Annotated in this window: 27 protein-coding genes; 26 read left to right on the top strand and 1 reads right to left on the bottom strand. The window is 48.7% G+C overall.

The window, feature by feature from the left end:
* The first annotated feature begins 33 nt into the window (after positions 1-33).
* The 6 genes from KNQ18_RS09665 (at position 34) to KNQ18_RS09640 (ending at position 4826) form a co-directional block, all read left to right on the top strand.
* Positions 34-1335, top strand: a complete 1302-nt coding sequence (locus KNQ18_RS09665) for a pyrimidine-nucleoside phosphorylase (protein WP_055967087.1) — start codon at positions 34-36, stop codon at positions 1333-1335.
* Between the two features lie 93 nt (positions 1336-1428).
* Positions 1429-2073: a hypothetical protein gene (locus KNQ18_RS09660; RefSeq protein ID WP_215084645.1), complete on the top strand. Its 645-nt coding sequence runs from the start codon at positions 1429-1431 to the stop codon at positions 2071-2073.
* 83 nt (positions 2074-2156) lie between these two features.
* Positions 2157-3161: a S66 family peptidase gene (locus KNQ18_RS09655; protein WP_149427013.1), complete on the top strand. Its 1005-nt coding sequence runs from the start codon at positions 2157-2159 to the stop codon at positions 3159-3161.
* Positions 3162-3264: 103 nt separating this feature from the next.
* Positions 3265-3702: a peptidylprolyl isomerase gene (locus KNQ18_RS09650; protein WP_149427014.1), complete on the top strand. Its 438-nt coding sequence runs from the start codon at positions 3265-3267 to the stop codon at positions 3700-3702.
* A gap of 97 nt (positions 3703-3799) precedes the next feature.
* The gene (locus KNQ18_RS09645; protein ID WP_035398198.1) at positions 3800-4327 is read left to right on the top strand and encodes a type 1 glutamine amidotransferase domain-containing protein; all 528 of its coding nucleotides are present in this window, start codon (positions 3800-3802) and stop codon (positions 4325-4327) included.
* A gap of 151 nt (positions 4328-4478) precedes the next feature.
* A complete protein-coding gene (locus KNQ18_RS09640; protein ID WP_023467684.1) occupies positions 4479-4826 on the top strand; it encodes a GNAT family N-acetyltransferase in 348 nt (115 codons plus the stop codon).
* A gap of 17 nt (positions 4827-4843) precedes the next feature.
* On the opposite strand, the gene KNQ18_RS09635 is transcribed toward KNQ18_RS09640, so the two are convergent.
* On the bottom strand, positions 4844-5308 hold the full coding sequence (locus KNQ18_RS09635) for a DUF309 domain-containing protein (protein WP_133208018.1): 465 nt from the start codon (positions 5306-5308) through the stop codon (positions 4844-4846).
* A gap of 92 nt (positions 5309-5400) precedes the next feature.
* Between KNQ18_RS09635 and KNQ18_RS09630 the strand changes: the two genes are divergently transcribed.
* The 20 genes from KNQ18_RS09630 to KNQ18_RS09535 all read left to right on the top strand — a co-directional run bounded on the left by KNQ18_RS09630 (position 5401) and on the right by KNQ18_RS09535 (position 25150).
* Entirely contained in the window at positions 5401-6156 is a 756-nt protein-coding gene (locus tag KNQ18_RS09630) for a segregation/condensation protein A (protein ID WP_023467686.1), read from the top strand.
* On the top strand, positions 6146-6718 hold the full coding sequence (gene scpB / locus KNQ18_RS09625; RefSeq protein ID WP_023467687.1) for an SMC-Scp complex subunit ScpB: 573 nt from the start codon (positions 6146-6148) through the stop codon (positions 6716-6718). Before KNQ18_RS09630 ends, scpB begins: the two co-directional genes overlap by 11 nt.
* Positions 6718-7479, top strand: a complete 762-nt coding sequence (locus tag KNQ18_RS09620; RefSeq protein WP_023467688.1) for a pseudouridine synthase — start codon at positions 6718-6720, stop codon at positions 7477-7479. The genes scpB and KNQ18_RS09620 overlap by 1 nt, the downstream gene beginning before the upstream one ends.
* 126 nt (positions 7480-7605) lie before the next feature.
* The gene (gene resA / locus KNQ18_RS09615) at positions 7606-8196 is read left to right on the top strand and encodes a thiol-disulfide oxidoreductase ResA (protein WP_023467689.1); all 591 of its coding nucleotides are present in this window, start codon (positions 7606-7608) and stop codon (positions 8194-8196) included.
* A 22-nt stretch (positions 8197-8218) separates the two neighbouring features.
* A complete protein-coding gene (gene resB, locus KNQ18_RS09610; protein ID WP_149427015.1) occupies positions 8219-9766 on the top strand; it encodes a cytochrome c biogenesis protein ResB in 1548 nt (515 codons plus the stop codon).
* Complete coding sequence (ccsB, locus tag KNQ18_RS09605) at positions 9763-10929, top strand: c-type cytochrome biogenesis protein CcsB (protein ID WP_029341189.1); 1167 nt, start codon at positions 9763-9765, stop codon at positions 10927-10929. Before resB ends, ccsB begins: the two co-directional genes overlap by 4 nt.
* A 171-nt stretch (positions 10930-11100) precedes the next feature.
* Positions 11101-11817, top strand: a complete 717-nt coding sequence (locus KNQ18_RS09600; protein ID WP_023467692.1) for a response regulator transcription factor — start codon at positions 11101-11103, stop codon at positions 11815-11817.
* Between the two features lie 2 nt (positions 11818-11819).
* The gene (locus KNQ18_RS09595) at positions 11820-13547 is read left to right on the top strand and encodes an ATP-binding protein (RefSeq protein ID WP_023467693.1); all 1728 of its coding nucleotides are present in this window, start codon (positions 11820-11822) and stop codon (positions 13545-13547) included.
* Positions 13548-13580: 33 nt separating this feature from the next.
* A complete protein-coding gene (locus KNQ18_RS09590) occupies positions 13581-14132 on the top strand; it encodes a cob(I)yrinic acid a,c-diamide adenosyltransferase (RefSeq protein WP_029341191.1) in 552 nt (183 codons plus the stop codon).
* The gene (gene yfmF / locus KNQ18_RS09585; protein ID WP_023467695.1) at positions 14129-15382 is read left to right on the top strand and encodes an EF-P 5-aminopentanol modification-associated protein YfmF; all 1254 of its coding nucleotides are present in this window, start codon (positions 14129-14131) and stop codon (positions 15380-15382) included. Before KNQ18_RS09590 ends, yfmF begins: the two co-directional genes overlap by 4 nt.
* Complete coding sequence (yfmH, locus tag KNQ18_RS09580; RefSeq protein ID WP_235147631.1) at positions 15379-16650, top strand: EF-P 5-aminopentanol modification-associated protein YfmH; 1272 nt, start codon at positions 15379-15381, stop codon at positions 16648-16650. Before yfmF ends, yfmH begins: the two co-directional genes overlap by 4 nt.
* Complete coding sequence (gene ymfI / locus KNQ18_RS09575; protein ID WP_215084644.1) at positions 16650-17354, top strand: elongation factor P 5-aminopentanone reductase; 705 nt, start codon at positions 16650-16652, stop codon at positions 17352-17354. Before yfmH ends, ymfI begins: the two co-directional genes overlap by 1 nt.
* Positions 17355-17448: 94 nt before the next feature.
* Positions 17449-18231, top strand: a complete 783-nt coding sequence (locus KNQ18_RS09570) for a DUF3388 domain-containing protein (protein WP_023467698.1) — start codon at positions 17449-17451, stop codon at positions 18229-18231.
* A 27-nt stretch (positions 18232-18258) separates the two neighbouring features.
* A complete protein-coding gene (locus tag KNQ18_RS09565; RefSeq protein ID WP_050678534.1) occupies positions 18259-19158 on the top strand; it encodes a helix-turn-helix domain-containing protein in 900 nt (299 codons plus the stop codon).
* Positions 19159-19221: 63 nt separating this feature from the next.
* Positions 19222-19800 (top strand): CDP-diacylglycerol--glycerol-3-phosphate 3-phosphatidyltransferase, encoded by a 579-nt coding sequence (pgsA, locus tag KNQ18_RS09560; protein ID WP_023467700.1) that lies wholly within the window; start codon positions 19222-19224, stop codon positions 19798-19800.
* A 71-nt stretch (positions 19801-19871) separates the two neighbouring features.
* Positions 19872-21104, top strand: a complete 1233-nt coding sequence (locus tag KNQ18_RS09555) for a competence/damage-inducible protein A (protein WP_215084642.1) — start codon at positions 19872-19874, stop codon at positions 21102-21104.
* 111 nt (positions 21105-21215) lie between these two features.
* Positions 21216-22259, top strand: coding sequence for a recombinase RecA (gene recA / locus KNQ18_RS09550; RefSeq protein ID WP_023467702.1), 1044 nt, complete (start codon positions 21216-21218; stop codon positions 22257-22259).
* 194 nt (positions 22260-22453) lie between these two features.
* Entirely contained in the window at positions 22454-24016 is a 1563-nt protein-coding gene (gene rny, locus KNQ18_RS09545; protein ID WP_023467703.1) for a ribonuclease Y, read from the top strand.
* A 49-nt stretch (positions 24017-24065) separates the two neighbouring features.
* Positions 24066-24860, top strand: coding sequence for a TIGR00282 family metallophosphoesterase (locus KNQ18_RS09540; RefSeq protein WP_023467704.1), 795 nt, complete (start codon positions 24066-24068; stop codon positions 24858-24860).
* A 29-nt stretch (positions 24861-24889) separates the two neighbouring features.
* Positions 24890-25150 (top strand): stage V sporulation protein S, encoded by a 261-nt coding sequence (locus KNQ18_RS09535; RefSeq protein WP_023467705.1) that lies wholly within the window; start codon positions 24890-24892, stop codon positions 25148-25150.
* Positions 25151-25221 lie beyond the last annotated feature (71 nt).

The following is a 25221-nucleotide window of genomic DNA, read 5'->3' as shown; positions in this document are numbered from 1 at the left end:
ACTCACAAACCACTCCTGAGGAGGAACTAGATTATGCGTATGGTAGATTTGATTGCAACAAAACGAGACGGTGGCGAACTCGCAACAGCTGATATTCAAGCAATGGTAGAAGGATTCACGAATGGTGAGATTCCAGATTACCAAATGTCAGCGATGTCGATGGCGATTTTCTATCAAGGAATGTCAGATCGTGAAATCGCTGATTTGACGATGGCGATGGTCAACTCGGGCGACGTGATCGACCTTTCACGTATCCACGGGAAAAAAGTCGATAAACACTCGACAGGCGGTGTTGGTGACAAGATCAGTCTGATCGTCGCACCACTCGTTGCGTCAATCGGTATTCCGGTTGCGAAGATGAGCGGTCGTGGACTCGGTCATACAGGTGGAACTATCGACAAACTCGAAGCGTTCCCTGGTTTTGACGTCGAGCTTTCAGAAGAAGCGTTCGTCTCACAAGTCAACGACATTAAGATGGCAATCATCGGTCAAACGGGTAACCTAACTCCTGCAGACAAAAAACTCTACGCCCTTCGTGACGTCACGGCGACGGTCAACTCGATCCCATTGATCGCAAGTTCGATCATGTCGAAGAAGATTGCAGCAGGAGCAGACAGCATCGTACTCGACGTCAAGACGGGTTCTGGTGCCTTCATGAAATCATTCGAAGATGCAAAAGCACTTGCGACAGAGATGGTTTCGATCGGTAAGAGTGTCAACCGTAAGACGGTTGCTGTCATTACGGACATGGATCAGCCGCTCGGCTTTGAAATCGGAAACGCAAACGAAGTCAAGGAAGCGATTGAAGTCCTTCAAGGGAAAGATGTCCGTGACTTGAAAGTCATCGCCTTAACGATTGCATCACACATGGCAGTCCTCGGTGATTTCTACCCGACGTTTGACGAAGCATATGCGGATCTCGAAACACGTCTCGGTAACGGAGCAGCACTTGACGTCTTTAAAAAGTTCATCGCAGCTCAAGGTGGCGACGCGTCTCTCGTTGACGACATGACAAAAGCACTTGAAACGAAATACGAAAAAACATTCGTCGCTTCAAAAGCAGGTTATGTCTCTGAAATCATCGCTGACGAAGTCGGTGTTGCAGCAATGATCCTCGGTGCAGGACGCGCGACGAAAGCAGATGAGATCGATCACGCAGCAAGCGTTACGTTGCACAAGAAAGTCGGCGACCGTGTCGAAGTCGGCGATGTCATCGCAACACTTCGTTCAAACAAAGAAACACTCGATCAAGCAATCGAAAAAATGGATCACGCGTACCATATCAGTGAAACGAAACCGGCAGAACGCCCGCTCGTTCACGCTGTTATCCAGTAAGCAATCCAATCAGCAATACTTGAGTAGTGGACGTCGTCCGCTACTCTTTTTTTATGATAAAATTGTAAGTGTAAAAATATGGGAGGGGAGCATATGAAACGTTGGATAATCGGGATTGCCAGTCTAGTTGGAGTCATCGGAGGTAGTGCCTTATTGATGACTTTCGCTTTTACACAGGATATGAACTCGGATGGAACGAAAGAGACTGAAGTACAGCGGAAAGCAAAAACTTACTTAGAACAGCATCTTCCGGAAGCGAAGGTGACCGGTAGTCTTTACGACAACATGGGCAATTTTCCATTTGAATATGCCGCACGCGCGATAGACGAAAAAACGAATACTGAGTTTTTCGTCTATCAACAAGAGGAGTCGGGGAGGTTCGTTGACTCGTATCATGCGTCACTTTGGGAAGATCGGTTAGAGCGACGGATCTCGTCGCCGACTCTCGAACAACTGAACAATCAATTGAGCGTGACCGTACTTTATGACAACGATAAAATACAGCAGCTAGGTGACGCGCGTTTTGATTCAAAGGCTTATTTACGGAAGGAAGTCGCTCCGACGCTCTTAGTGGACGTTCCACGCAAGCGACACGAACAGGATAAAGCGCAGGTCACAGCGTGGGCAAAGTCGTTGCGCGAACAAAAGATTCTTCAACATATGACAGTCAAGGTCTATTATGTTTCGGAAAAAGGAGAATTGCTTGAGAACGGAGATTCGCTCTTCGTGAAGCTGTAAGATGGATGGAAAAAATGAGAGTACGCGGTTCCTCTTCGATTTGTTATACTGGAAATACTTGTAATGAAAAAGGGGGAACTCTCATGAAACCACCACGCTTACAAAAAGGGGATAAGATTGCCATCGTCTCGCCGGCGTCTGCTGTCGCAGCATACGTACCGCGTCGTCTCGCCCGCGGTATCGCAACACTTGAAAAAATGGGCTTCGAGGTCGTCTTAATGCCGAACGCAACGGCTGTTCATAGTCATACGGCAGGAACGATCGGGGAACGGCTGCAAGATTTACATATGGCGTTCGCAGATCCGTCAATCAAGGCAATCATCTCGACCATCGGTGGGTTTAATTCACACCAGCTACTCGACGAACTCGATTATGAATTGATCCGGAACAATCCGAAGATCTTCGTAGGTTACAGCGATATCACGGCACTGTTTGCTGGGATCTATCAGCAGACAGGATTGACGACGTTCGTCGGACCCGCACTGCTGACGCAGTTCGGTCAATTCGATGGTCTTGATCCGTATACAGAAGAATCGTTCAAACGTACGTTCATGCAGACGGAGCCGATCGGTCGGATCGAAGCGTCTGAGGAGTGGACAGATGAGGTTTTACGCTGGGATGTCGCGGACGACCGAAGACGAGAACATCAAGTGAACGCAGGGTACACAATCGTTAAGACCGGTGTCGCAGAAGGTCCGATTCTGACGGGGAACACGGGAACACTTTTACTGCTTGCTGGAACTCCATACTTGCCATCGTTTGACGGTGTCGTTTTGATGCTTGAGGATGACGAAAGTGAGACACCAGAAACGATTGACCGGTATTTCACGCAATTGCGACACATGGGTGCGTATGACAAGATTGCGGCACTCGTCGTCGGACGTTTCCCGCGCAAAGTCGATTTTGACCCGGACTTCCCGCTCAAGGACATCATTCTGCGCGCGACGCGGGGCTATGATTTCCCGATCATTCTCGATGCGGACTTCGGGCATACTGATCCCGTCACGACACTCGCGAATGGGGTGCGGATTCGTGTCGAAGCCACGGATTCGGTGACACTCGATGTGTTAGAGGCAGCCGTCGAGTAAAAAGGTCTGCACGACGCCTTGAAATTTGGTACACTGTACCATGGAATCACGATCTTGAATCGTGACGAATCTCCTGCTGAAAAGCACGAAAGGTTGGTCAAACATGCAAAAAACTGGTCATATCTTATTAGAAGATGGAAATAAAATCGAATTCGAATTGTTCAACAATGAAGCACCGATCACGACTGAAAACTTCGAAAACCTTGCGAACTCGAACTTCTACGATGGATTGAACTTCCACCGTGTCATCCCAGGCTTCGTCTCACAAGGCGGATGCCCAATCGGAAACGGTACAGGCGGTTCAGGAAAAACGATTCCTTGTGAAACGTCAACATCATACCCACACAAACACAAGGCGGGTTCACTCTCGATGGCACACGCTGGTCGTAACACAGGATCAAGCCAATTCTTCATCGTACACGAGCCACAACCGCACCTCGACGGCGTACACACGGTCTTCGGACAAGTGACTTCAGGTCTCGAACATGCACAAAAAATGAAGCAAGGCGCTGGCATCAAAGAAATCCGCGTCGAAGCATAAGTTCTTGCTCCTCTTCGAACGTTCGAAGAGGAGTTTTTCTTTTTTCAGAACCGGGTACAATCAGTAAGGGAACTCAACTCGAAAAGGAGTGTTTGTCATGCGTTTAGAAGGAAAACGAATCATCCAAGTCGTCAGCAATGACTTCGAGGATTTAGAATTATGGTATCCAGTCCATCGCTTACGTGAAGAAGGCGCAATCGTCGACATCGTCGGTGAGAAAGCGGATGAAACATATATCGGGAAGTACGGTGTCCCAATCAAATCGAATAAGACGTTCGATGAGATCAATCCAGCAGAATACGATGCGATTCTTGTTCCAGGTGGTTGGTCGCCCGATCTATTACGCCGCTTTGACTCTGTTCTGAACATGGTGCGTCATTTTGACCAGAACAAACAACCGATCGGTCAAATCTGCCACGCTGGTTGGGTGCTGATCTCTGCCGGCATCTTAAAAGGTGTCAACGTCACGAGTACGCCAGGAATCAAGGATGACATGACGAATGCGGGTGCAATTTGGCATGATGAAGCAGTCGTCGTCGACGGACATATCGTCTCGAGTCGTCGTCCGCCCGATCTACCGGACTACATGCGTGCCTTCATCCAAGTGATGGAAGAACAAGCGTGATTCAGATGCAGGGGACGTCACGAGACGGACTCCTGCATTTTCATGGATTATGAAAAAAATGCAGTAATTCTGTGTGAGAAGGTGTAGAATGAATGAGTCTCAGTCGTTCATACTCCTGAGAGTTGTTGAAATTAGGAAGGTGTAGAATCACATGCTAGTAAAATATAAGAAGTTGAATGAACGGACCGCGATGGGGCTGATCGCCTTTTCGTGCGAAGTGAAGGATCCGAAGTATTTGCTTGAAACGGTTCAAGCCTATGAACAGGAAGAAGACCAACGCTTGTATTTGTACAAACAAGATGAGGATTTCGTTGGTGTCATCGGGTTTCAATTAATGGATGGCCATGCTGAATTGAAACATATCGCATTATCACCATCGTTCCGTGGAGAACGGATGTCGTATCTCCTACTCGATGAAGCAGCCAAACTTCTTCGAACGGATATTACGGGTGCGACCGAAGAGACGCAACGCCTCGTCGACAAATGGAAAAATCAATAAAAAGACCGGTCCATGGCTTAGATGGACCGGTCTCTTCGGTTTTGTAGCGCTTCTTGTCGTGCCGTGACGACATCCGTACGATCGCGCAAACGGTGTTTATGCGTCACATAGTCGAGATCAGGTGCTGTCGCTTCAAGTGCGACGGTTCGGATGACGTCCGGGAAGACAGGTAACGGGATGTGCCGATAGACTTTATCCGTAAAATGGTCGCGATGATCGAGCAAATATGAGACGTCGATCCCGGACGCAATCAGTGTTGCCCGGTGGCGTTCGATTTTATCGAATGCTTTCGCATATGTCCGCTGTGCCCCAGTCGTATTGCCGCGGCGGTGATGATAGCGGGCGACGGCCAGCTGGATCAGACCGACAAGCGCCTCGTCCTGGCGTTGTCCTTCTTGCCAGACTTCCTCTAAGATTTCATGGCACTCGAAGTAATCGTGCCGGATGTTGAATTCAAATACGAATCGTTCAATCGGATTCATGGAATCACCTCTTCCTTGGAATATAACATAGTCGAACCCACCAGTTGTATGGTATACTAAGGGGCAAAAAACGTTGATGGGCAGGGAGAATCATGGAATCATACAGTGTAAAGATGGATGCGTTTGAAGGCCCGCTGGACTTGCTGTTACACTTGGTTGGTAAATTAGAAATCGATATTTATGATATATCCGTTTCCATGGTGACGGATCAATATGTGTCCTATATCCGTGCGATGCAGCATCTTGAACTAGATGTTGCTAGTGAATATCTTGTCATGGCAGCGACGCTGTTGCAACTGAAAAGCAAACAACTCTTGCCGATCGAACAGACGGAATACGATGAGATTCCCGATTTCGAGGAAGAACCGACGCGAGAAGGTCTGATTCAACAGTTGATCGAGTATAAAGCGTACAAGGAAGCAGCACTCGTCCTGAAAGAAAAGGAAGAGGCACGCCTTGAGCTGTTCTCGAAACAACCAGAGGATTTGATGCGTTATCTCGACACGGATGCACAAGAGTATAACGGTACGTTATCACTGAGTGATTTATTACGTGCTTACGAAAAAATGCGCCAACGGGAAGCCTGGAAGGTACGCCGTTCGAAGACGGTCAAACGGGAAGAACGTTCACTCGAGCAACAGATGGAGTCTGTTGCCCGGTACGTCGCGACCCGTGAGCGTACGACATTCTTCGGTTTTTTTGCGGAGCAACCGACGGTCGAAGAACTAGTCGTCAGCTTCCTCGCTGTTCTTGAGCTCGTGAAGCAACGGGTCATTGATTGTGAACAGATGACCGATGATATCCTATTGCGGAGCATGGTGAAGGAGGAGAGTCAGATTGGCGTATGAACAAATCATTGAGAGCCTGTTATTCGTCGTCGGAGACGATGGGATCGATCCGCGTGGTCTCAGTCAAGCGCTAGAGATCAGTGAAGCGGCAGCACGTGAACAGTTGCTGGCTCTTCAAACGACATTCGAAGCAGAGCAGCGTGTGTTGCAAATCGTGGAGTCGGGTGGTGTCTTTAAGATGGTGACACGAAAAGAGATGTCGCCATATATTCAGGCATATGCCGGTTCGCTCGCAGAAGATTCCTTGTCTCGAGCAGCGATGGAGACACTCGTCATCATCGCATACAAGCAACCCGTCACACGTGCTGACATCGAAGTCGTTCGTGGTGTGAAGACGGAGCGTGTCATCCATACGTTAAGTGCAAAAGGTTTGATTGAAGAGGCGGGACGCGCTAAAGGCGTCGGTCGCGCAAAATTGTATAAAACGACGGATCATTTCCTGGACCATTTTGGTCTGAACAGTATTGAAGAGTTGCCGCCACTCGAGTTCGAAGAAACGTTCGAATCGGATGGAGATCTCTTCTTCCGGAATGATCCTTCATTAGAGGAGAGAGTGAATTAATGGAACGGTTACAAAAAATCATCGCACAAGCAGGTGTCGCTTCGCGGCGTAAAGCAGAGGAATTGATCACAGCAGGTCGCGTCAAGGTCAATGGAAAAGTCATTACGGAGCTTGGGACGAAAGTCGGAGCACGTGCCGAAGTCGAAGTAGACGGCGTGAAGCTCGAGCGGGAAGAACACGTCTACTACATGCTCTATAAACCAACAGGTGTCGTCTCGACGGTTGAGGACGATAAAGGACGTAAGACGGTCGTTGATCTCGTACCACCCGGACACCGTGTCTTCCCAGTCGGTCGACTCGACTACAATACGAGCGGTCTTCTTTTAATGACGAATGACGGTGAATTCTCGAACCTCTTGCTTCACCCGAAATATAAGGTACCGAAGCGCTACATCGTCAAAATCAAAGGTGTACCAGAATACTTCCACGTCAAAGGTCTTGAAAAAGGTGTCGTCTTACCGGATGGTTTCAAGACAGGTAAAGCACGTGTCGAGATGCGCGATATCGATAAGAAGAAAAACACAGCGATTCTTGAAATGGTCATCTACGAGGGACATAACCGCCAAGTCCGTCAAATGGTCGAGACACTCGGTTCGGAAGTCTTGAAGTTAAAACGTGAACAGTTCGGTTTCTTGACACTGGCAGGTCTTACTTCTGGCGAGTGGCGTGAACTTTCAAAAAAAGAAGTCAATCAATTGCGTGAGCTAGCGGATCCAGCCGCTCCACCTACGAAAAGACGTAAGAACACAAAAAAACGTTAATTTGTAAAGCGAGAAGCTCATCCTCCGGGTTGAGTTTTCTTTTTTTGTGACAAAACGATTAACGAATTTCACATTTTGTCAACGGTAAAGCGATTTCAAGTACAATATGGGTGGAGGCGGTAAAATATGAAAAAAACGAAACAAAATCCGGAAGAACGCTTAGCGGCGGCCCAGCAAAAAAAGAAGAAACGCTCCTTCTGGCGTCTGATGATCATGACGATTGTCTTGTTCGCCGGAGCAGTCGTCATCATGCAATTCGTCGATCAAGCGACACGTGATAAAAACGGTCGTGTCATGGCAGGCGATGATGCCCCTGGTTTCGCACTCGTCGATTTATATGGTGAGAAACAGCACTCGATGGACGAGTACAAAGGAAAAGGACTTTTACTCAATTTCTGGGGAACATTCTGTGAACCATGTAAGAAAGAGATGCCATTGATCAATGACAACTATCAGATGATGCAAGACCAAGGCGTCAATTTCGTAGCGGTCAATGTCGGTGAAACACCAGTTCGTGTCTCAAGCTTCATCAAGGATATTGGCGGAACGGACTATCCGATTCTTATGGATACGAACAGTTCGGTCGAGAAGGCTTACGGGATCTACAACTTACCTGTGACGTTCATCATCAATAAAAAAGGTGAAGTCGTCGAGAAATACGAAGGTGAGATTGATCAAGCGAAGCTCGAAGAGATGGTGAAGAAGGCGAACGAGTAACGCATCGAAGGGGGATTTAAGGATGCAGGAGCAAGAAGATTTCAAACAACTGGACATGCGTTACGAAGAAGCGGAGCTTCGATCGAAACGTAAGAATCCATCTTGGATCGACCGGGCATGGACGTTCTTCTCGTCCGTCAAGGTCGGGTTATGGTTGATTGCCTTGATCATCATCGCGAGTGGGGTCGGAACGATCTTCCCGCAAGAGATGTATATTCCACAGGCAACACCACCGGAAGAGTTTTATCAAAAAGAATACGGCACGGCAGGTGACATCTACTATACGTTAGGATTCCACAATCTATTTGAATCATGGTGGTATATCGGATTGATCACGCTTTTATTACTCTCGATCATCATCGTGTCGATTGACCGATTCTTCCCGCTCTACAGAGCACTGAAGAAACAACCGGTCATCCAGTCGGACCGTTTCATGAACGGTCAGCGATTTGGCGCGGAAGCGACTGGCGATGTTAAAAAAATCGATGCGATCGCACCGTTGCTTGAGAAAAAAGGCTATAAAGTCCGTCGACAAGACGGGGCACTCTTAGCGGAAAAGCAACGTTTCGGACGATGGGGTCCATACATCAATCATATCGGACTCGTCTTATTCTTCGGTGGTGCGATGCTTCGAGTCGTACCAGGGATGCACGAAGATGAATTGCTTTGGCTCCGCGAAGGGGAGACGTTGCCGATCGAGGCGACGGACAATCAGTACTACTTGAAAAATGAAGCGTTCAACATCGAGTTCTATGATCCTGAGAAGGTCGATGAGAAGTTCAAGAAATCACTTGAAGCAGCAGGCGGAAACGTACCGAAGAACTATGATACGAAGATGACGCTGTACAAGAAAGTCGGCGAAACGTCCGATTTCAAACCGGATCTTGAAGAAATCAAGTCAGGTGAGACGGCAGTCAACCGCCCATTCGAATTCGATGATTATCAAGTCTTCCAGGAACAGTACGCGGCAGATCCGGAATTCAAGACGATGTCGTTTAATATCGTCAACCAGAAGACGGACAAAGTCGTCGATACGATCAAAGTCGACTTGCGTGATCCGAAAGAAACATATGCTTTAAAAGATGGGTATGAAGTCGAACTGAAGGACTTCCTTCCGGACTTCGTCGTCAAAGATGGTCAGCCAACGACGAACTCGGGACGTCCGGTCAATCCAGCCTTCGTCTTTAGTATCAAGTCACCGGAACATCCGAAAGGTGAACGGAGTTTGATTGGGATCAAACTTAACGTCGGTGGAGATGAGAACCAGTACAAAATGGCATTCGCGGGTACAGAACTCTCGAACATCTCGGGTGTCCGGATTAAAAAAGATCTGACGCTACCGTTCCTGTTTGCAGGTGGTATCATCTTCATGGCAGGTCTATTGATCGGAATGTACTGGCCACACCGTCGTCTCTGGCTCAAAGAGAAGAACGGTCGGATCCAGATTGCTGGATTTACGAACAAAAATGCATTGGGGCTTCAAAAAGAAGCTAATCTCGCGTTGACGGAAGTCGGTCTACCAGAACTTGAGGATCGACAAAAGTTGCGGGAAGAGGGGGAAGCTAAATGAATTTGCTTCAGTTGAGCAGTAACCTGCTCCTTACATCGTTCATCGTCTACCTCGTCAGTACAGGATTCTTCGCTGTAGCGACGAGTGGTAAAAAAGGACCGACGCGTTCTGGTAAAATCGCCTTTACGCTCGCGATCATCGGTTTCCTCGCGCAGCTCGGGTATTTCTTCACGCGCTGGGCTGGAGCTGGGCACGTTCCAGTTTCGAACTTATATGAATACACGACATTCTTCGGCATGATGATGGTACTTGGTTTCTTGATCGTTTATGCCATCTACAAAAACAATGTCCTCGGTTTGGTTGCGATGCCAGTTGCATTGCTCGTCATCGCCTATGCGTCGATGTTCCCGGATGAAGTCCAACCGTTGATCCCAGCACTACAAAGTGTTTGGCTCAAAATCCACGTCACGACGGCAGCGCTCGGCGAAGGGATTCTTGCCGTCAGCTTCGCGACGGGATTACTGTATCTGATTCACGCGACGGATTTCAGTAAGGAATCGAAAACACGGACGTGGCTCGAAGTCGTCATGTTCTCACTCGCATGTGTCGTCGGTTACATCTTAGTTGGGCTGTTGTTCAAAGCAACAGGTTCTGCGTCGACGATCGAATACGTTGCGAAAAACGGTGCAACGATGACGCATGACTATGCCATGCCAGTCTTGACAGGTCCTGAAGGCGGAAAAGTCTTATCGGGTTCAGGTGCCGTCATCGAATTACCGAACTTCTTGAACGCGAACAAAGTCAATACGGTCTTATGGTCGATCATTGGTGGCGTCGTCTTATACGTCTTGCTTCGCTTCGTCATTCTTCGCAAGCGTCTTGCTGAGAGCTTGAAGCCGATTGCGCGTAAGATTGATCTTGAGACAGCAGATGAGATCAGCTATCGTTCTGTTGCGATTGGTCTTCCAATCTTCATCCTGGGCGGTCTGATCTTCGCGATGATCTGGGCGCAAATGGCATGGAGCCGATACTGGGGCTGGGATCCAAAAGAGGTGTGGGCACTCATTACGATGCTCTTTTACGTCTTTTATCTCCATATGCGCATCCAGCGTGGTTGGATTGGTAAAAAATCAGCTTGGTTATGTGTCGGCGGATTTGCCGTCATCATGTTCAATCTTGTCTTCGTTAACCTTGTCGTAGCAGGATTACACTCGTACGCATAAGAAAAAAGCAAGCAGCGGACCTGGAAACGGTCCGCTGCTTTTTCGTGTGCGTCTGACCGAAGTGTGCCTTTTCGGAGAAATCAGCCAGAGCAAGCCATTCTTTTCGTTTCATAGTATACTAAAAGAGTAGTAGGATAGAGGAGTAGAGTTTAGTTCATAGGAGGAGACAGCATGTCAGAAGAAGCACGTATTTTAGTCGTCGACGATGAAGAACGGATTCGTCGCCTGTTGAAGATGTATCTGGAGCGGGAAAATTTCACGATCGAGGAAGCAGACAATGGAGAGACGGCGCTTGAAATGGCGCTTGAGACAGAATACGATGTCATTCTCCTCGACTTGATGATGCCGAAGATGGACGGGATGCAAGTCTGTGAAGAACTGCGGAAAACGAAAGCGACGCCGATCGTCATGTTGACGGCAAAAGGCGAAGAGACGAACCGCGTCCATGGGTTTGAGATGGGGGCAGATGATTATATCGTCAAACCATTCAGTCCACGCGAAGTCGTCTTGCGTGTCAAAGCGATCCTTCGCCGGGCAAGTGCGACGAAATTCCTCCACACGGATGCGAAAACAAAAGATGTCATCGTCTTCCCACACTTGACGATCGACAATGATGCGCACCGCGTGACGGTCGAATCGCAAGAAGTTAATTTAACACCAAAAGAATACGAACTTCTGTATTTCTTAGCAAAACAAACGGACAAGGTATTCTCGCGGGAACAATTACTCAAGGAAGTCTGGAACTATGAATTTTTCGGAGATCTACGGACGGTCGATACACACGTCAAACGTCTTCGTGAAAAGCTGAATCGTTTGTCTCCGAACGCCGCTCAAATGATCACGACGGTCTGGGGTGTCGGATACAAGTTCGAGAATAGTCCGACCTGACGATGAAATGGTTGCAAAGCGTTGTCATCAAACTATGGGGAACGATTCTGTTACTCGTTTCGGTCGTCTTGATCGCCTTGACGATCTTGTTACTTGAATTTTTCAACTCGTTCCATATCGAACAGGAACGGGGGCACCTAGCAAAGCTCGGTCAACAAGTCGAGACCGTCTTTCAGGCGCACTCCGGCATCGAGGAAGGGTCGAGTACTGCGGTCGAAATCACGGATATCTATGGCGCGACACTGATCGCAAAGACGCAGGATGATTCCGTCGAAGCGAATATCTCACAAGCGAAGGCGAACCGGATCATCAAGGAACTCGAACGTCAGAACTGGAAAGCAATTGATGGTGAAGAAGGCGAGACGGCGATCGGCAACTATGAGACCTTCGATGGAAAAGCAGCACTCGCGTATCGGGCACCGCTCATTACGGATAGTGGCAACGGAACGATCTACTTGATCGAGCAATTGACGAACATCGAACAGGCGAATGAGGGTGCACGTCAAATCATTCAACTCTGTGTCCTGCTAGCGATCATCGGAACGACCGTCTTTGCCTTCTTCCTCTCGACACGAATCACGGCACCACTGCGAACGATTCGTCAAGCTGTCGTTGAGGCAGGTGAAGGAAAGTTCGATCAGAGCCTGACGCAACGTTCACGGGATGAAATCGGTGACTTAGCGCTTGCGTTCAATGAAATGAGTAGTCAGCTCAATCAATACGTCACGGATCTCGATAAGGAGCGGCATTTACTCTCCTCGATTCTGCGCTGTATGGCAGACGGCGTGTTGACGTTCTCGAAATCAGGTGAGCTCCTTGCAACGAATCCACCGGCTGAAGCCTTTTTGGCGGGTTCTCCCGTACCGGATGAACTGATTGAGTTATTCCAGACGGTCATGCGTGAAGAGACGGAGATGACGGTCTCCTTTGAACGAGAGGGACGCTTCTACATCATCATCGTCAGTCCGTTACTCGAACAAGAAGAACAGATCGGAGCGGTCGCCGTCCTGCGTGATATGACGGAAGCGCAGCAGCTCGAGAAGATGCGCGCTGATTTCGTCGCGAACGTCAGTCATGAACTGCGGACACCACTCGTCATGTTGCAAGGGTACTCAGAAGCGATTGTCGATGGCATGACCGAAAGTGACGAGGCGACGAAGGAATTCGCATCGATCATCTACGACGAGTCCCAAAGACTGTCGAGACTTGTTAACGATCTTCTTGATCTTGCGCGAATGGAGGCGGGATATCAGGAGTTACGGATTGAATCCGTCGAAGCAATACCTTTTGCAAAGCGGGTGATCAAGAAGTTCAAACAGATGGGACGCGATAAACAGGTCACGTTCTCGGTTTCTGGTCCGAACATCGCGTTTGAAGCAGACCCTGATCAGATGGAGCAAGTCTTGACGAACCTCCTCGGTAACGCCCTGCGTTATACGGAGAACGGTGAAATCAAGATTAAGATTGATGAAGATAGGGAAAACATTACATTATCCGTCATTGATTCGGGTGACGGAATCCCAGAAGAAGATCTACCGTTCGTCTTTGACCGTTTTTATAAAGCGGATAAAGCGCGGACACGTGGCAAGACGGGTACAGGAATCGGTCTTGCGATCGTGGCGAATGTCGTCCGAGCTCATGGTGGTGAAGTCGAAGTCGACAGCCGCTTGGGAGAGGGAGCGACCTTCCGGATCCGATTACCGAAAAAACAAGGGAAGCGAACATTATGAGTCGCTTCCTTTCGCTATAGGAGTGAATGAAAAATGAAAATTTACACGAAGTCTGGTGATGAAGGAGAAACATCTCTCGTTGGTGGGAGAGTCAAAAAAAATGATCGTTTGATCAGCTTGATGGGAGAACTCGACGAATTGAACAGTTTCGTCGGACTTGCCCGGACGAAAGCATCATCAATCGAGGTGCGGGAACAACTGACAGTGATCCAGCACGCCTTATTCGATTGTGGTAGTGACTTAATGTATGTCGAACCGCGTCCGTCACGTTTGAGTCAAGAAGCGACGGTTGATTTAGAAAGTTGGATTGACACGTTAACGGAGTTATCACCGCCGCTCGATAAGTTCATCTTGCCTGGTGGAACGGAAGCAGCTGCAACGTTACACGTGGCACGGACGGTCTGTCGTCGCGTTGAACGTTCGATGATCGATGTTCCTCAAGCGGCTCATTTGTTACCGTTCATCAACCGACTCAGTGACTTCTTCTTTACAGCAGCCCGTTACGAGAATGCCGTCAAACAAAAAGCAGATATTGAATATGTCCGCAGTGCGCATGTATTCAAACGAAAGGATGGAGAGCAATGAGTCAGTCATTTAGCACATGGAAAAAGGAAGGAACGAGCTACCATCTCGTTCCGACCGACAAATTCAAGACGACGACGATTCTCGTCACATTTTCAGCACCGTTAGAAGCGAAGACGCTGACAAGCCGTGCAATCCTACCGTACATCATGGAAAAATCGACAGCCGCTTATCCGTCGATGAAAGCTTTACGTGAGCCGCTTGAAACACTATATGATGCGGGACTTTATGCGGACGCGTCGAAGTTCGGAGAAGAGCATGTCATCTCATTCCAACTCGATGTCGTCCGGGGAGAACTCGTCCATCATCCGTCGTTGTTAAAAGAAGCACTCGAATTGCTCGAGCAAATGGTGCTGTATCCAGATTTGACGGAAGGTGGCTTCCGTGAACAGTTCGTCAAACAAGAAAAACGATTGCATGCCTTACGGATCAGTTCACTATATGACGATAAAATGCGCTACGCACAGCAACGTCTTCTCGAATTGATGGCACCAGGTGAAGCCGTCGCGTTGCCATCTCTTGGAACACTCGAAGAACTCGAACAGATCACCCCGTCATCCTTGCGTGATACATACCGTTCGATGATTGAAGACGACCGGATTGATGTCTTCGTCGTCGGACATGTAACGAAGGAGGAAATGGAAGACGCTCTATCATTCTTGCCATCGCATTCTGAAAAAATCAGTCATTACATTCCGGCACAAAAAGCAGTCAATGGCGTGAAACGGTCGAGTGAAACGCAACCGATCAAACAAGGTAAATTGCACCTTGGTTACCGGGTAGCGGTCGATCCGACATCTGCTGACTCGATTCGGATGCAAATCGTCAATGGTCTGTTCGGTGGCTTCCCGCATTCAAAACTGTTCATGAATGTCCGTGAAAAAGAGAGTCTCGCGTATTATGCGGCTTCACGATACGCGGCATTGAACAGTGCACTCTATGTTTATGCAGGGGTCGACACGAAAGAAGCGGAACGTGCTGAGAAAATCATCTTGGAACAACTCGTTGATTTGAAAGCAGGACAGTTCACGGATGAAGAATTGACACAGACGAAGGCGATGTTGATCAATGCGCGCCGTCAAATCCTTGATCAGCCAGGTCAATTGATTGGTTGGTTGAATGGTTCGAAGATGCGTGGACTGACACTGGAGGATGAGATTCATATCATTGAAACGGCGACACGTGAAGACGTCGTTCGATTAGCAGCGGCAATCGATCTTGATGCCGTATATCTATTGCGAGGTGAAGCATGATGGAACAACTGACTTATCACGATACAGACGAAACGGTATACCACGAGCAGCTTGATAACGGCTTATCCGTCTATTTGTTGCAAAAAAAAGGATACGAAAAGACGTATGCGACGTTTACGACACGTTATGGTTCGATTGATCAACGATTCAAAAAAGGGGAGGAATGGATCACGGTACCGGACGGCATCGCCCATTTCCTCGAGCATAAGATGTTCGAATCCGAAAAAGGGGACGTCTTCCAAGAGTTTGGTCGTCTCGGTGCCTCTGCGAATGCCTTTACCTCGTTCTCGCGGACAGCGTACTTGTTCTCAGCGACGTCGCTGATCGAACAAAACCTTGAGACATTGATCGATTTCGTACAAGATCCCTACTTCACGCCGGAGAGTGTTGAAAAAGAGAAGGGGATCATCACGCAAGAAATCCAGATGTACCAAGATAATCCGGGATGGCGTCTGTTCTTCGGTCTGATCGAATCGATGTATGCATCGCATCCAGTCCGGATCGATATCGCGGGAACACCGGAATCGATCAATCAAATCACAGCCGATGATTTGTACACGTGCTACCGTACGTTCTATCATCCATCGAACATGGTGTTGTTCGTCGTCGGAAACATCGACCCGGAAGAGACACTGGCATTGATCAAGGCGAACCAGGCGAAGAAGGACTATACGGATCGCCCGGCAATCGAACGAGATTACGGTCAAGAGCCGCATGGCGTACATCGTCCACGCTTTGAACTCGAGCTCGACGTTAAGACACCTAAGGTATTGATCGGTTACAAGGACGAATCGCTTCGCGGTGAGGCACAAGTCCGCCGTGAGTTAACGAGTGAACTGCTGTTACATCTCTTGTTCGATCAGACATCATCGACGTATTTGGAACTGTATGAAGACGGTCTGATTGACGATACGTTCAGCTTTGATTACTCGAGTGAGGAAGAGTTCGCCTTTGCGACGTTTGGAATGGAGACAGAAGATCCAGACAAGTTCATCCAAGCGTATGAGACGCTCCTGCAAACACGTCCTGACTTTACGGAAGACGAAGTCACACGCAAGCGGAACATGATGCAAGGGAAGTTCCTCCGTGCCTTGAATTCACCGGAATTCATCGCGAATCAGTTCTCGCGTCACGCACTTGCCGGTACGAATCTGTTCACGCTTCCAACGTTGATTGCTTCGATTACGAAAGAAGAGATTGAAGCCCGTTTCGACGAGTTGTTCGCCATTGAAAACCGGGCGATCTCAATCGTCAAACCGTACGCGTGATGCGAATCCTCATCACCGGTGCGAGTGGCGCCATTGGTCTTGCGGCAGCAAAACAACTCGCTGCCGCCGGACATGAATTGGTGCTTCAGACGTATCGACAGCAAGCGGTTTTAGAACGGATGATAGAGGAGTGGCAAGGCGAGCACCACATCCTGACTGCGAACTTAGCAGACGAGGAGGACTTGCAGGCATTTTGTGCGGCATTACCTGTCGTTGATGCCTTCGTCCATTGTGCCGGAACGAGTTATAGCGGTCTGTTGCTCGATCAATCGGCAACATCAATGCACGAACTTTGGAAAATCCATGTCGAGGCGTTGATGCGTATCAGCCAAACCGTAACACGGACGAAACCGTTCACGTCGAAGCTTGCGATCGTCGTCATCAGTAGTGTATTAGGGGAACAAGGTGTCGCGGGTGAGGTCGTCTATTCGACGTGCAAGGCGGCACAGCTCGGATTCGTCAAGGCATACAGTAAGGAACTTGGACCGATGCACGGACGCATCAACGCGATCACGCCGGGGTGGATCGATACGCCGATGAACGCGATTTTCTCGGAAGATGAAAAGGAACAAGCGATCGCTGAAATCCCAGCCGGTCGATTCGGGAAAGTAGAAGAAGTGGCTTCTGCCATCCGTTACTTAGTACAACCTGAATCAAGTTATGTGTCCGGAGCCATCCTTAAAATAGATGGCGCGTGGATGTAGGTGATGGAATTTCAGTTCAGGAATGCTTTTCATTTTTCAAAAAATCATTTAACATGAGGAATGGATAATCGTATTGATAGAGGAGGATGGGCGCGTGAGTGAGTTCGAGCAATGGTATCTCGAATATGAATTAAAGGTCAACCGTCCCGGTATACTCGGGGACATTGCTTCGTTGATGGGAATGTTACATATTTCGATCGTGACGATCAATGGTGTCGATCATCAACGACGCGGTATGTTGCTCCAAACGAAACAACCGGATCAAATTCCACGACTCGCCGCTATTCTCAAGACGATGTCAACCATAGAGGTCATCAAACTACGAAAACCAAAACTACGTGACCGAATCGCGATTCGTCACGGGCGCTATATCGATCAAAGCAGTGATGAACGAAAGACGTTCCGTTTCGTCCGGGAAGACTTAGGGATTCTCGTCGATTTCATGGCAGAGCTATGTAAACAGGATGGGCACTTGTTGATTGGTGTCCGCGGCATGCCACGAGTCGGCAAGACGGAGTCAATCGTCGCAGCGAGCGTCAGTGCGAATAAGAAATGGCTGTTCCTATCGTCGACGTTGATTAAACAGACGGTTCGAACATCGTTGTTCGACGACGAGCGGACGGGTGATTATGTCTACATCATCGATGCGTTAGTGTCACAACGAAATTTCGATGAACGACACTGGCAAATCCTGCGTGAAGTCATGCGTCTACCGGCGACGAAAATCGTCGAACATCCGGATGCGTTCGTCAAATCAAGTGAGTATACGTGGGATGATTTTGATTACATCATTGAATTACGCAACACGACTGAAGAAATCATTGTGACTGAACTGCCTCGTTCCCATGGTGGAAATGATTGGTTCAACTTTGAATAAGTATGAAAAATGGAAGGTGTGTTACCGATGACCGAGCTCGGAACCTACTTAAAAGAACAACGGGAGGCACTTGGTGTCTCTCTCGAACAAATTCAAACGACGACGAAGATTCAAAAGCGTTACATCGTCGCGATCGAAGAAGGTAATTATGATCAATTGCCGGGAGCCTTTTACGCCCGGGCCTTCATCAAGACATATGCGGAAGCACTCGGTCTTGACGTCGATGAAGTGTTTACGACCTATAAACGTGATCTTCCGGAACCGGAAGCACAACCGGTCGTTGAACTGTCACGGCGCGCGACGTATTCGAAATCCAGTGCTCCGAAGAAAAGCGTTGCAAAACGCTGGATTCCGAACATCATCATCATCGTTCTAATCTTTGCGATCGGCGCTGCCTTGTATTATGGTCTGCAGACGTTCCTTGACGGTAACGAAGAGGCGAAGACGTCCGCACCGAAGCAAAATGATGTCACGATCGATCAAGGGGATGCACCAAGTAAAGAGACGGATGCGCCTGCGAAGACGGAAGAAGAGCCGAAAGAAGAACCGGCGAAACAGGAAGAAACAAAAGAAGAACCTAAAAAAGAGGCACTTGCTGCGAAGTCGACATCTGGTCAAGATGTCACGTATGAAGTCGCAACGAAAGATACGATGAGTGTCTCGATTCAAATCAAGAAAGATGCCTCTCCGTCGCCATTCGTTGGTGTACGTGATACATCACTTGAAGGAGAAGCACTCGCGCCAGACCACATCAACGCATCGGATCCGAATCCGATCGTCGTGAAGGACGCGAAGACGGACTTGATCCGCATCCGGATCGGTTCGATTAAAGGGATTGATAAAATCGTCGTCAATGACCAAGAACTGAAACTGAACCGTTCGCTTCTCGTCCAAAACATCTATCTAAAGAAAGTAGCCACGCCGTAATTCGGCGTGCCTTCTTTTAGATGGCATGTCATTTACATACGAAATGAAGGAGGAGGGCGTTACATGAACTTACCGAATCAATTGACAGTATTACGCGTTTTATTAATTCCCGTGTTCGTCATCGTACTTGCGATTGATCCGAACTGGGGACAGTGGGATGTACTGGGAGCTGAGCTTCCCGTCTCACACTTCGTTGCAGCTATCATCTTCCTTGTTGCTTCACTGACGGACTGGCTCGATGGTTATATCGCTCGCAAACAAAAATTAGTGACGAACTTTGGAAAATTCATGGATCCACTTGCCGACAAGATGTTAGTTGCAGCTGCTCTCGTCTACTTGGTGGAACTTGGATTCGTCGCAGCATGGATCGTCGTCATCATTCTCTGTCGAGAGTTCGCAGTCACGGGTCTTCGTCTCGTCGCATCTGACGAAGGGATCGTCCTTGCTGCCGGAAACTCTGGCAAAGCCAAGACATGGGTCCAGCTGACATCAATTACGGCATACTTGTTGCACGATATCATCTTTGCGATGTGGAACATTCCGTTCGCAGATATTACGATGTGGCTTGCTTTGATCTTGACGATCTACTCAGGCGTTGAATATTTCTCGAAAAACATTAAGTTAATTACGAAATCCATGTAAGATGGATCAATTTAGACTGTTCGTCATACCGAACAGTCTTTTCTTATACTTCAAGAAGGTGAGGAATCAACATGAAAGCAGAAATCATCGCAGTCGGAAGCGAACTCCTCCTTGGGGAAATCGCGAACACGAATGCACAGTACCTTTCCGAATGGTTAGCGAGTGCCGGAATTGACGTTCATTATCATACAGTCGTCGGTGACAATCGCGAACGGATGCAAGAAACATTCCGTCAGGCACAACAGCGGGCAGATCTCCTTGTCATCACAGGAGGTCTTGGACCGACGGAAGACGATTTGACGAAAGAGGTGCTCGCTGATCTCCTCGGACGTGATCTCGTTCTCGATCAAGCGGCGTACGAGCGTATCGAAGGGTTTTTAAAGACACGTCAACGAGAGATGACGATTAACGAACGGAAACAAGCATTAATCATCGATGGTGCGACGGTTTTACGCAATGATGCAGGACTTGCTCCTGGTATGTCGGTTCAGACGGAGCATCACCAATATATCGTCTTACCCGGTGTGCCACGCGAGATGAAGCAAATCCTCAAAGATCACTTCAGTCATCTGTTCGGTCAAGAAACGATCCGTTCTCGGACATTACGATTCTTCGGAATCGGGGAGTCGGCTTTAAACGACCGTCTTGAAACGTTGATCAAGGAAGCAACAAATCCATCGGTCGCACCGTATGCGGAGCTCGCTGAAGTTCGGTTGCGCTTGACGGCTAAAGCTCTCGATCAACAGGAAGCCGATCGTATGCTCGATGAACTCGAACAACACGTCCTTGCTGAAGTCGGCATGTACTTTTATGGATATGGCGAGACGAGTCTGCCGGAAGTCGTTCTAAAACGGTATCAAGAAGCAGGATTGACACTTTCGCTCGCCGAATCACTGACGGGAGGAGCCGTCGCGAGTGGTCTCGTTGATGTCAGCGGTGCGAGTCAAGTGTTGCGTGGGAGCGCCGTCGTTTATGATGATGCAGCGAAGCAAGCCGTGTTATCGGTACCAGAGGATTTATTACAAGAGCATACTGCTGTCAGTAAAGAGGTTGCGATCGCGATGGCTGAAGGGGCACGGGAACTGTATCAATCCGATATCGCCGTCGCCTTAACGGGGGAAGCAGGTCCGACGAGCAACAGCGGAAAAGCGGTCGGAACGGTCTATTGTGCTGTTGCGGACGCACATGGAACACGGATCGTCGAATGGCAATATCCATCGTTCGACAGAGGAATGATTCGACTGCGCGCCGTCAAGGATACCTATTTCCTTCTACTGAAACATCTCGAAAAAGCATCAGAGTGAGAAAAATGATCAAAGTGCAAGTATGCGAATAAATGTTCGCAAAATGCTTGTCATTCGGTCTCAAAAGAAGTACAATAATCTCAGTAAGATAATTAAAAGGAGGCCTGCTACGTGAGTGATCGTAAAGCAGCACTTGAGATGGCGCTACGCCAGATAGAGAAACAGTTCGGTAAAGGTTCTATCATGAAACTCGGAGAAAATGCGGATCAGAAGGTATCAGTAATCTCTTCTGGATCGATTACATTAGATATTGCCCTAGGTGCAGGTGGATACCCACGTGGACGGGTCATCGAAGTATACGGACCTGAATCGTCAGGTAAAACGACGGTTGCGCTTCATGCAATCGCAGAAGTTCAGAAACAAGGCGGACAAGCAGCGTTCATCGATGCGGAGCACGCGCTTGATCCAGCATATGCAAACAAACTCGGTGTCAATATCGATGAGCTCCTCTTGTCACAACCGGACACTGGGGAACAAGCACTTGAAATCGCGGAAGCACTCGTTCGTTCTGGTGCGGTCGATATTCTTGTCGTCGACTCCGTTGCGGCACTCGTACCAAAAGCAGAGATCGAAGGCGAGATGGGTGACTCACACGTCGGTCTTCAAGCACGTTTGATGAGCCAAGCGCTTCGTAAGTTGTCTGGTGCAACGAATAAATCGAAGACGATCGTCATCTTCATCAACCAAATCCGTGAAAAAATCGGTGTCATGTTCGGTAACCCGGAAACAACTCCAGGTGGTCGCGCACTCAAATTCTACTCGTCTGTTCGTTTAGAAGTGCGTCGTGCGGAAGCGTTGAAAAACGGTACGGACGTCGTCGGTAACAAAACGAAGATTAAGGTCGTCAAAAACAAGATCGCGCCTCCGTTCAAACAAGCGGAAGTCGACATCATGTATGGTCTCGGGATTTCGAAAGTCGGTGAGTTGATCGACATCGGAACAGACCTCGATATCGTTCAAAAAAGTGGTGCATGGTACTCGTACAACTCAGAGCGTCTCGGTCAAGGACGTGAGAACGCGAAGCAATACATGGTCGAGCATCCGGAAGTCGCAGCAGAGGTCGAACGTTTGATTCGTGAACACCACGGTCTCGTCGATCGCGAAGAGCCAGTTGATTTTGAAGCAGAACAACCAGAAGATCTATTTGCTGAATAAATCGTTTTAGAGAGGATTCGCATGCGAATCCTCTCTTTTTTTAGTGTAAAAGAGGAAAACAGTGGAATTCTTTCCTGTCCGTTCGTTGACAATGAACGAGTGCTATCCTTACAATATAGATGTACGTTTTTTAGACAGCTTCGATGAAATACCGAAATGAACTAAGAAACACCTTGCAAAGGGGAGGTGAACCCATGAGTACACTGACTTGGATTGTCATACTTCTCCTCACTTTGCTGATCGCATTCATCGTAGGCTACTTCTTGCGGAAATCGATTGCAGAAGCGAAAATTCAAGGCGCAGAAACGGAAGCGAACAAAATCGTCGAACGTGCGCGTGAATCGGCTGAGGCAACGAAAAAAGAAGCAGTACTCGAAGCGAAAGATGAAGCATTCAAACTTCGTAACGAAGTGGAAAAAGAATTGCGTGAACGTCGCCAAGAGCTAGCGAAACAAGAAGCCCGGTTGCTCCAGAAAGAAGAGACACTCGATCGCCGTGTTGACGCTATCGACCGTAAGGAAGATCAAATCAATACACGTGATGCAGAGATCGCGAAACGGAAGCATCAAGCTGAAGAACTAGAGCGCAAAGTAGAGGACCTGTATGAACAGGGACGTCAAGAGCTTGTCCGCGTCGCGAATTTATCGCAAGACGAGGCAAGAACGATCATCATGGATGAGACGAAACAGGCTGCTTTACATGACGCAGCCATTCTTCAAAAAGAAATCGAACAAAAAGCAAAAGAAGAAGCCGACAAGAAAGCACGTAACATCTTGTCACTTGCGATTCAACGGTTCGCCGCTGAACATATCGCAGAGACGACTGTATCGGTCGTCAACTTACCGAACGATGAGATGAAAGGTCGGATCATCGGACGGGAAGGCCGCAACATCCGTACGCTCGAGACCTTGACTGGGATCGACTTGATCATCGATGATACGCCGGAAGCCGTCATTTTGTCTGGTTTTGACCCAATTCGTCGCGAAGTCGCTAAAATGGCGCTCGAGAAATTGGTTCAGGATGGTCGGATTCACCCGGCCCGTATTGAAGAGATGGTCGACAAATCCCGTCGTGAAGTCGACGAGCGGATTCGAGAAATCGGGGAAGAAGCGACGTATGATGTCGGGATCCACGGCATTCATCCGGACCTTGTCAAAATTCTCGGTCGCTTGAAGTACCGTACGAGTTACGGACAGAACGTCCTGTATCACTCACTTGAGGTTGCTCACCTTGCAGGTATGATGGCAGCTGAACTTGGAGAAGATGTCACGCTTGCGAAGCGTGCGGGTCTTCTGCATGATATCGGGAAAGCGATCGACCACGAAGTCGAAGGCAGTCACGTTGAGATTGGTGTCGAGCTCGGTACGAAGTACAAAGAGCATCCAACTGTCATCAACGCGATCGCATCCCACCACGGAGATACGGAAGCGACATCTGTCATTTCCGTCTTGGTCGCAGCTGCGGATGCATTATCTGCTGCTCGCCCAGGTGCACGTCAAGAGACACTCGAAAGTTATATCCGCCGTCTCGAACGCCTCGAGGAAATCTCGGAATCGTTCGACGGTGTCGAAAAATCATTTGCGATCCAAGCGGGTCGTGAAGTCCGTATCATCGTTCGACCTGACGTCGTCGATGACGTACTGGCTCACAAGATGGCGAGTGACATCCGGAAAAAAATCGAAGAAGAACTCGATTATCCGGGACACATCAAGGTCACGGTCATTCGGGAAACACGAGCAGTCGAATACGCGAAATAAGTGGAGTGGCGGGCGACCGCCACTTTTTTTAATGAACGGAGGAACAGCAATGAAGATTTTATTCATCGGAGACGTCGTCGGTGCACCCGGTCGACATATCCTACAACAATTCACAGCACGCTTGAAAGCGAAGTACAACCCGAACGTCATGCTCGTCAACGGCGAAAACGCAGCACACGGACGCGGCATCACGAAGTCGATCTATCATCAATTCCTTGAACTCGGATTCCACGGGATCACGATGGGGAACCATACGTTTGATAACCGCGACATCTTTGACTGGATCGACGACGCGGATCGAATCGTCCGTCCGGCAAACTATCCGGAAGGGACGCCAGGTCGTGGGATGATGATTGTCAAAGCAGGTAATAAAAAGATTGCCGTCATCAACGTCCAGGGAACGGTCTTCTTACCACCACTCGGTGACCCGTTCCGTACCGTCGATGCACTGATTGCGGAAGTCGAAGGAAAAGTCGATGCCATCTTCGTTGATGTTCATGCGGAAGCAACGAGTGAGAAAATTGCGATGGGCTATCACCTCGACGGTCGAGTACAAGCTGTCGTCGGCACACATACGCACGTCCAGACAGCAGATGAGCGTGTCCTTGACGGAGGAACGGCTTACATCACGGATGTCGGGATGACAGGACCGCTGAACGGCGTACTCGGAATGCGCCAGGAAGATGTCCTACGAAAATTCAAGACACAGCTCCCAACACGGTTTGAAGTTGCCGAAGGACGGGAACAACTTAATGGAGTCTTGATTCATATCGATGACACAACCAAAAAAGCAACGAAGATTGAACGGATTCATCTGACGGATCAGTCAGTATTCTTCGACTGATTGCCATTTCTGGATGGGGAGGTACACGCATGGACGTCCTGAAAGTATCAGCTAAGTCGAATCCAAACGCGGTAGCAGGTGCACTCGCGGGTGTCATTCGAGAGAGAGGTTCCGTCGAGATTCAGGCCATTGGTGCGGGAGCGCTCAATCAGTCTGTCAAAGCCGTCGCCATCGCACGCGGATTCGTGGCGCCTTCTGGCATCGACTTGATTTGTATCCCAGCCTTCACAGACATTTTGATTGATGGGGAAGAGAGAACCGCCATCAAACTCATCATCGAACCACGATGACGAATTGGACATAGGTCCTATTTGCAAGTAGACCATTTACTCGACTGGAGTAGATGGTCTTTTTGCTACGT

Source organism: Exiguobacterium sp. s78 (genome assembly GCF_018618985.1).
Taxonomy (GTDB): Bacteria; Bacillota; Bacilli; order Exiguobacteriales; family Exiguobacteriaceae; genus Exiguobacterium_A; species Exiguobacterium_A abrahamii.
The sequence above is the reverse complement of the archived record's forward strand: the minus strand, read 5'-3'. Positions and strand labels throughout refer to the sequence as shown.

What these genes read in the sequence shown, in the direction of transcription:
- KNQ18_RS09665 (WP_055967087.1), top strand. Translation starts at nt 34, where the DNA reads ATGCGTATGGTAGATTTGATTGCAACAAAACGAGACGGTGGCGAACTC.
- KNQ18_RS09660 (WP_215084645.1), top strand. Translation starts at nt 1,429, where the DNA reads ATGAAACGTTGGATAATCGGGATTGCCAGTCTAGTTGGAGTCATCGGA.
- KNQ18_RS09655 (WP_149427013.1), top strand. Translation starts at nt 2,157, where the DNA reads ATGAAACCACCACGCTTACAAAAAGGGGATAAGATTGCCATCGTCTCG.
- KNQ18_RS09650 (WP_149427014.1), top strand. Translation starts at nt 3,265, where the DNA reads ATGCAAAAAACTGGTCATATCTTATTAGAAGATGGAAATAAAATCGAA.
- KNQ18_RS09645 (WP_035398198.1), top strand. Translation starts at nt 3,800, where the DNA reads ATGCGTTTAGAAGGAAAACGAATCATCCAAGTCGTCAGCAATGACTTC.
- KNQ18_RS09640 (WP_023467684.1), top strand. Translation starts at nt 4,479, where the DNA reads ATGCTAGTAAAATATAAGAAGTTGAATGAACGGACCGCGATGGGGCTG.
- KNQ18_RS09635 (WP_133208018.1), bottom strand. Translation starts at nt 5,308, where the DNA reads ATGAATCCGATTGAACGATTCGTATTTGAATTCAACATCCGGCACGAT.
- KNQ18_RS09630 (WP_023467686.1), top strand. Translation starts at nt 5,401, where the DNA reads ATGGAATCATACAGTGTAAAGATGGATGCGTTTGAAGGCCCGCTGGAC.
- KNQ18_RS09620 (WP_023467688.1), top strand. Translation starts at nt 6,718, where the DNA reads ATGGAACGGTTACAAAAAATCATCGCACAAGCAGGTGTCGCTTCGCGG.
- resA (WP_023467689.1), top strand. Translation starts at nt 7,606, where the DNA reads ATGAAAAAAACGAAACAAAATCCGGAAGAACGCTTAGCGGCGGCCCAG.
- resB (WP_149427015.1), top strand. Translation starts at nt 8,219, where the DNA reads ATGCAGGAGCAAGAAGATTTCAAACAACTGGACATGCGTTACGAAGAA.
- ccsB (WP_029341189.1), top strand. Translation starts at nt 9,763, where the DNA reads ATGAATTTGCTTCAGTTGAGCAGTAACCTGCTCCTTACATCGTTCATC.
- KNQ18_RS09600 (WP_023467692.1), top strand. Translation starts at nt 11,101, where the DNA reads ATGTCAGAAGAAGCACGTATTTTAGTCGTCGACGATGAAGAACGGATT.
- KNQ18_RS09595 (WP_023467693.1), top strand. Translation starts at nt 11,820, where the DNA reads ATGAAATGGTTGCAAAGCGTTGTCATCAAACTATGGGGAACGATTCTG.
- KNQ18_RS09590 (WP_029341191.1), top strand. Translation starts at nt 13,581, where the DNA reads ATGAAAATTTACACGAAGTCTGGTGATGAAGGAGAAACATCTCTCGTT.
- yfmF (WP_023467695.1), top strand. Translation starts at nt 14,129, where the DNA reads ATGAGTCAGTCATTTAGCACATGGAAAAAGGAAGGAACGAGCTACCAT.
- yfmH (WP_235147631.1), top strand. Translation starts at nt 15,379, where the DNA reads ATGATGGAACAACTGACTTATCACGATACAGACGAAACGGTATACCAC.
- ymfI (WP_215084644.1), top strand. Translation starts at nt 16,650, where the DNA reads ATGCGAATCCTCATCACCGGTGCGAGTGGCGCCATTGGTCTTGCGGCA.
- KNQ18_RS09565 (WP_050678534.1), top strand. Translation starts at nt 18,259, where the DNA reads ATGACCGAGCTCGGAACCTACTTAAAAGAACAACGGGAGGCACTTGGT.
- pgsA (WP_023467700.1), top strand. Translation starts at nt 19,222, where the DNA reads ATGAACTTACCGAATCAATTGACAGTATTACGCGTTTTATTAATTCCC.
- KNQ18_RS09555 (WP_215084642.1), top strand. Translation starts at nt 19,872, where the DNA reads ATGAAAGCAGAAATCATCGCAGTCGGAAGCGAACTCCTCCTTGGGGAA.
- rny (WP_023467703.1), top strand. Translation starts at nt 22,454, where the DNA reads ATGAGTACACTGACTTGGATTGTCATACTTCTCCTCACTTTGCTGATC.
- KNQ18_RS09540 (WP_023467704.1), top strand. Translation starts at nt 24,066, where the DNA reads ATGAAGATTTTATTCATCGGAGACGTCGTCGGTGCACCCGGTCGACAT.
- KNQ18_RS09535 (WP_023467705.1), top strand. Translation starts at nt 24,890, where the DNA reads ATGGACGTCCTGAAAGTATCAGCTAAGTCGAATCCAAACGCGGTAGCA.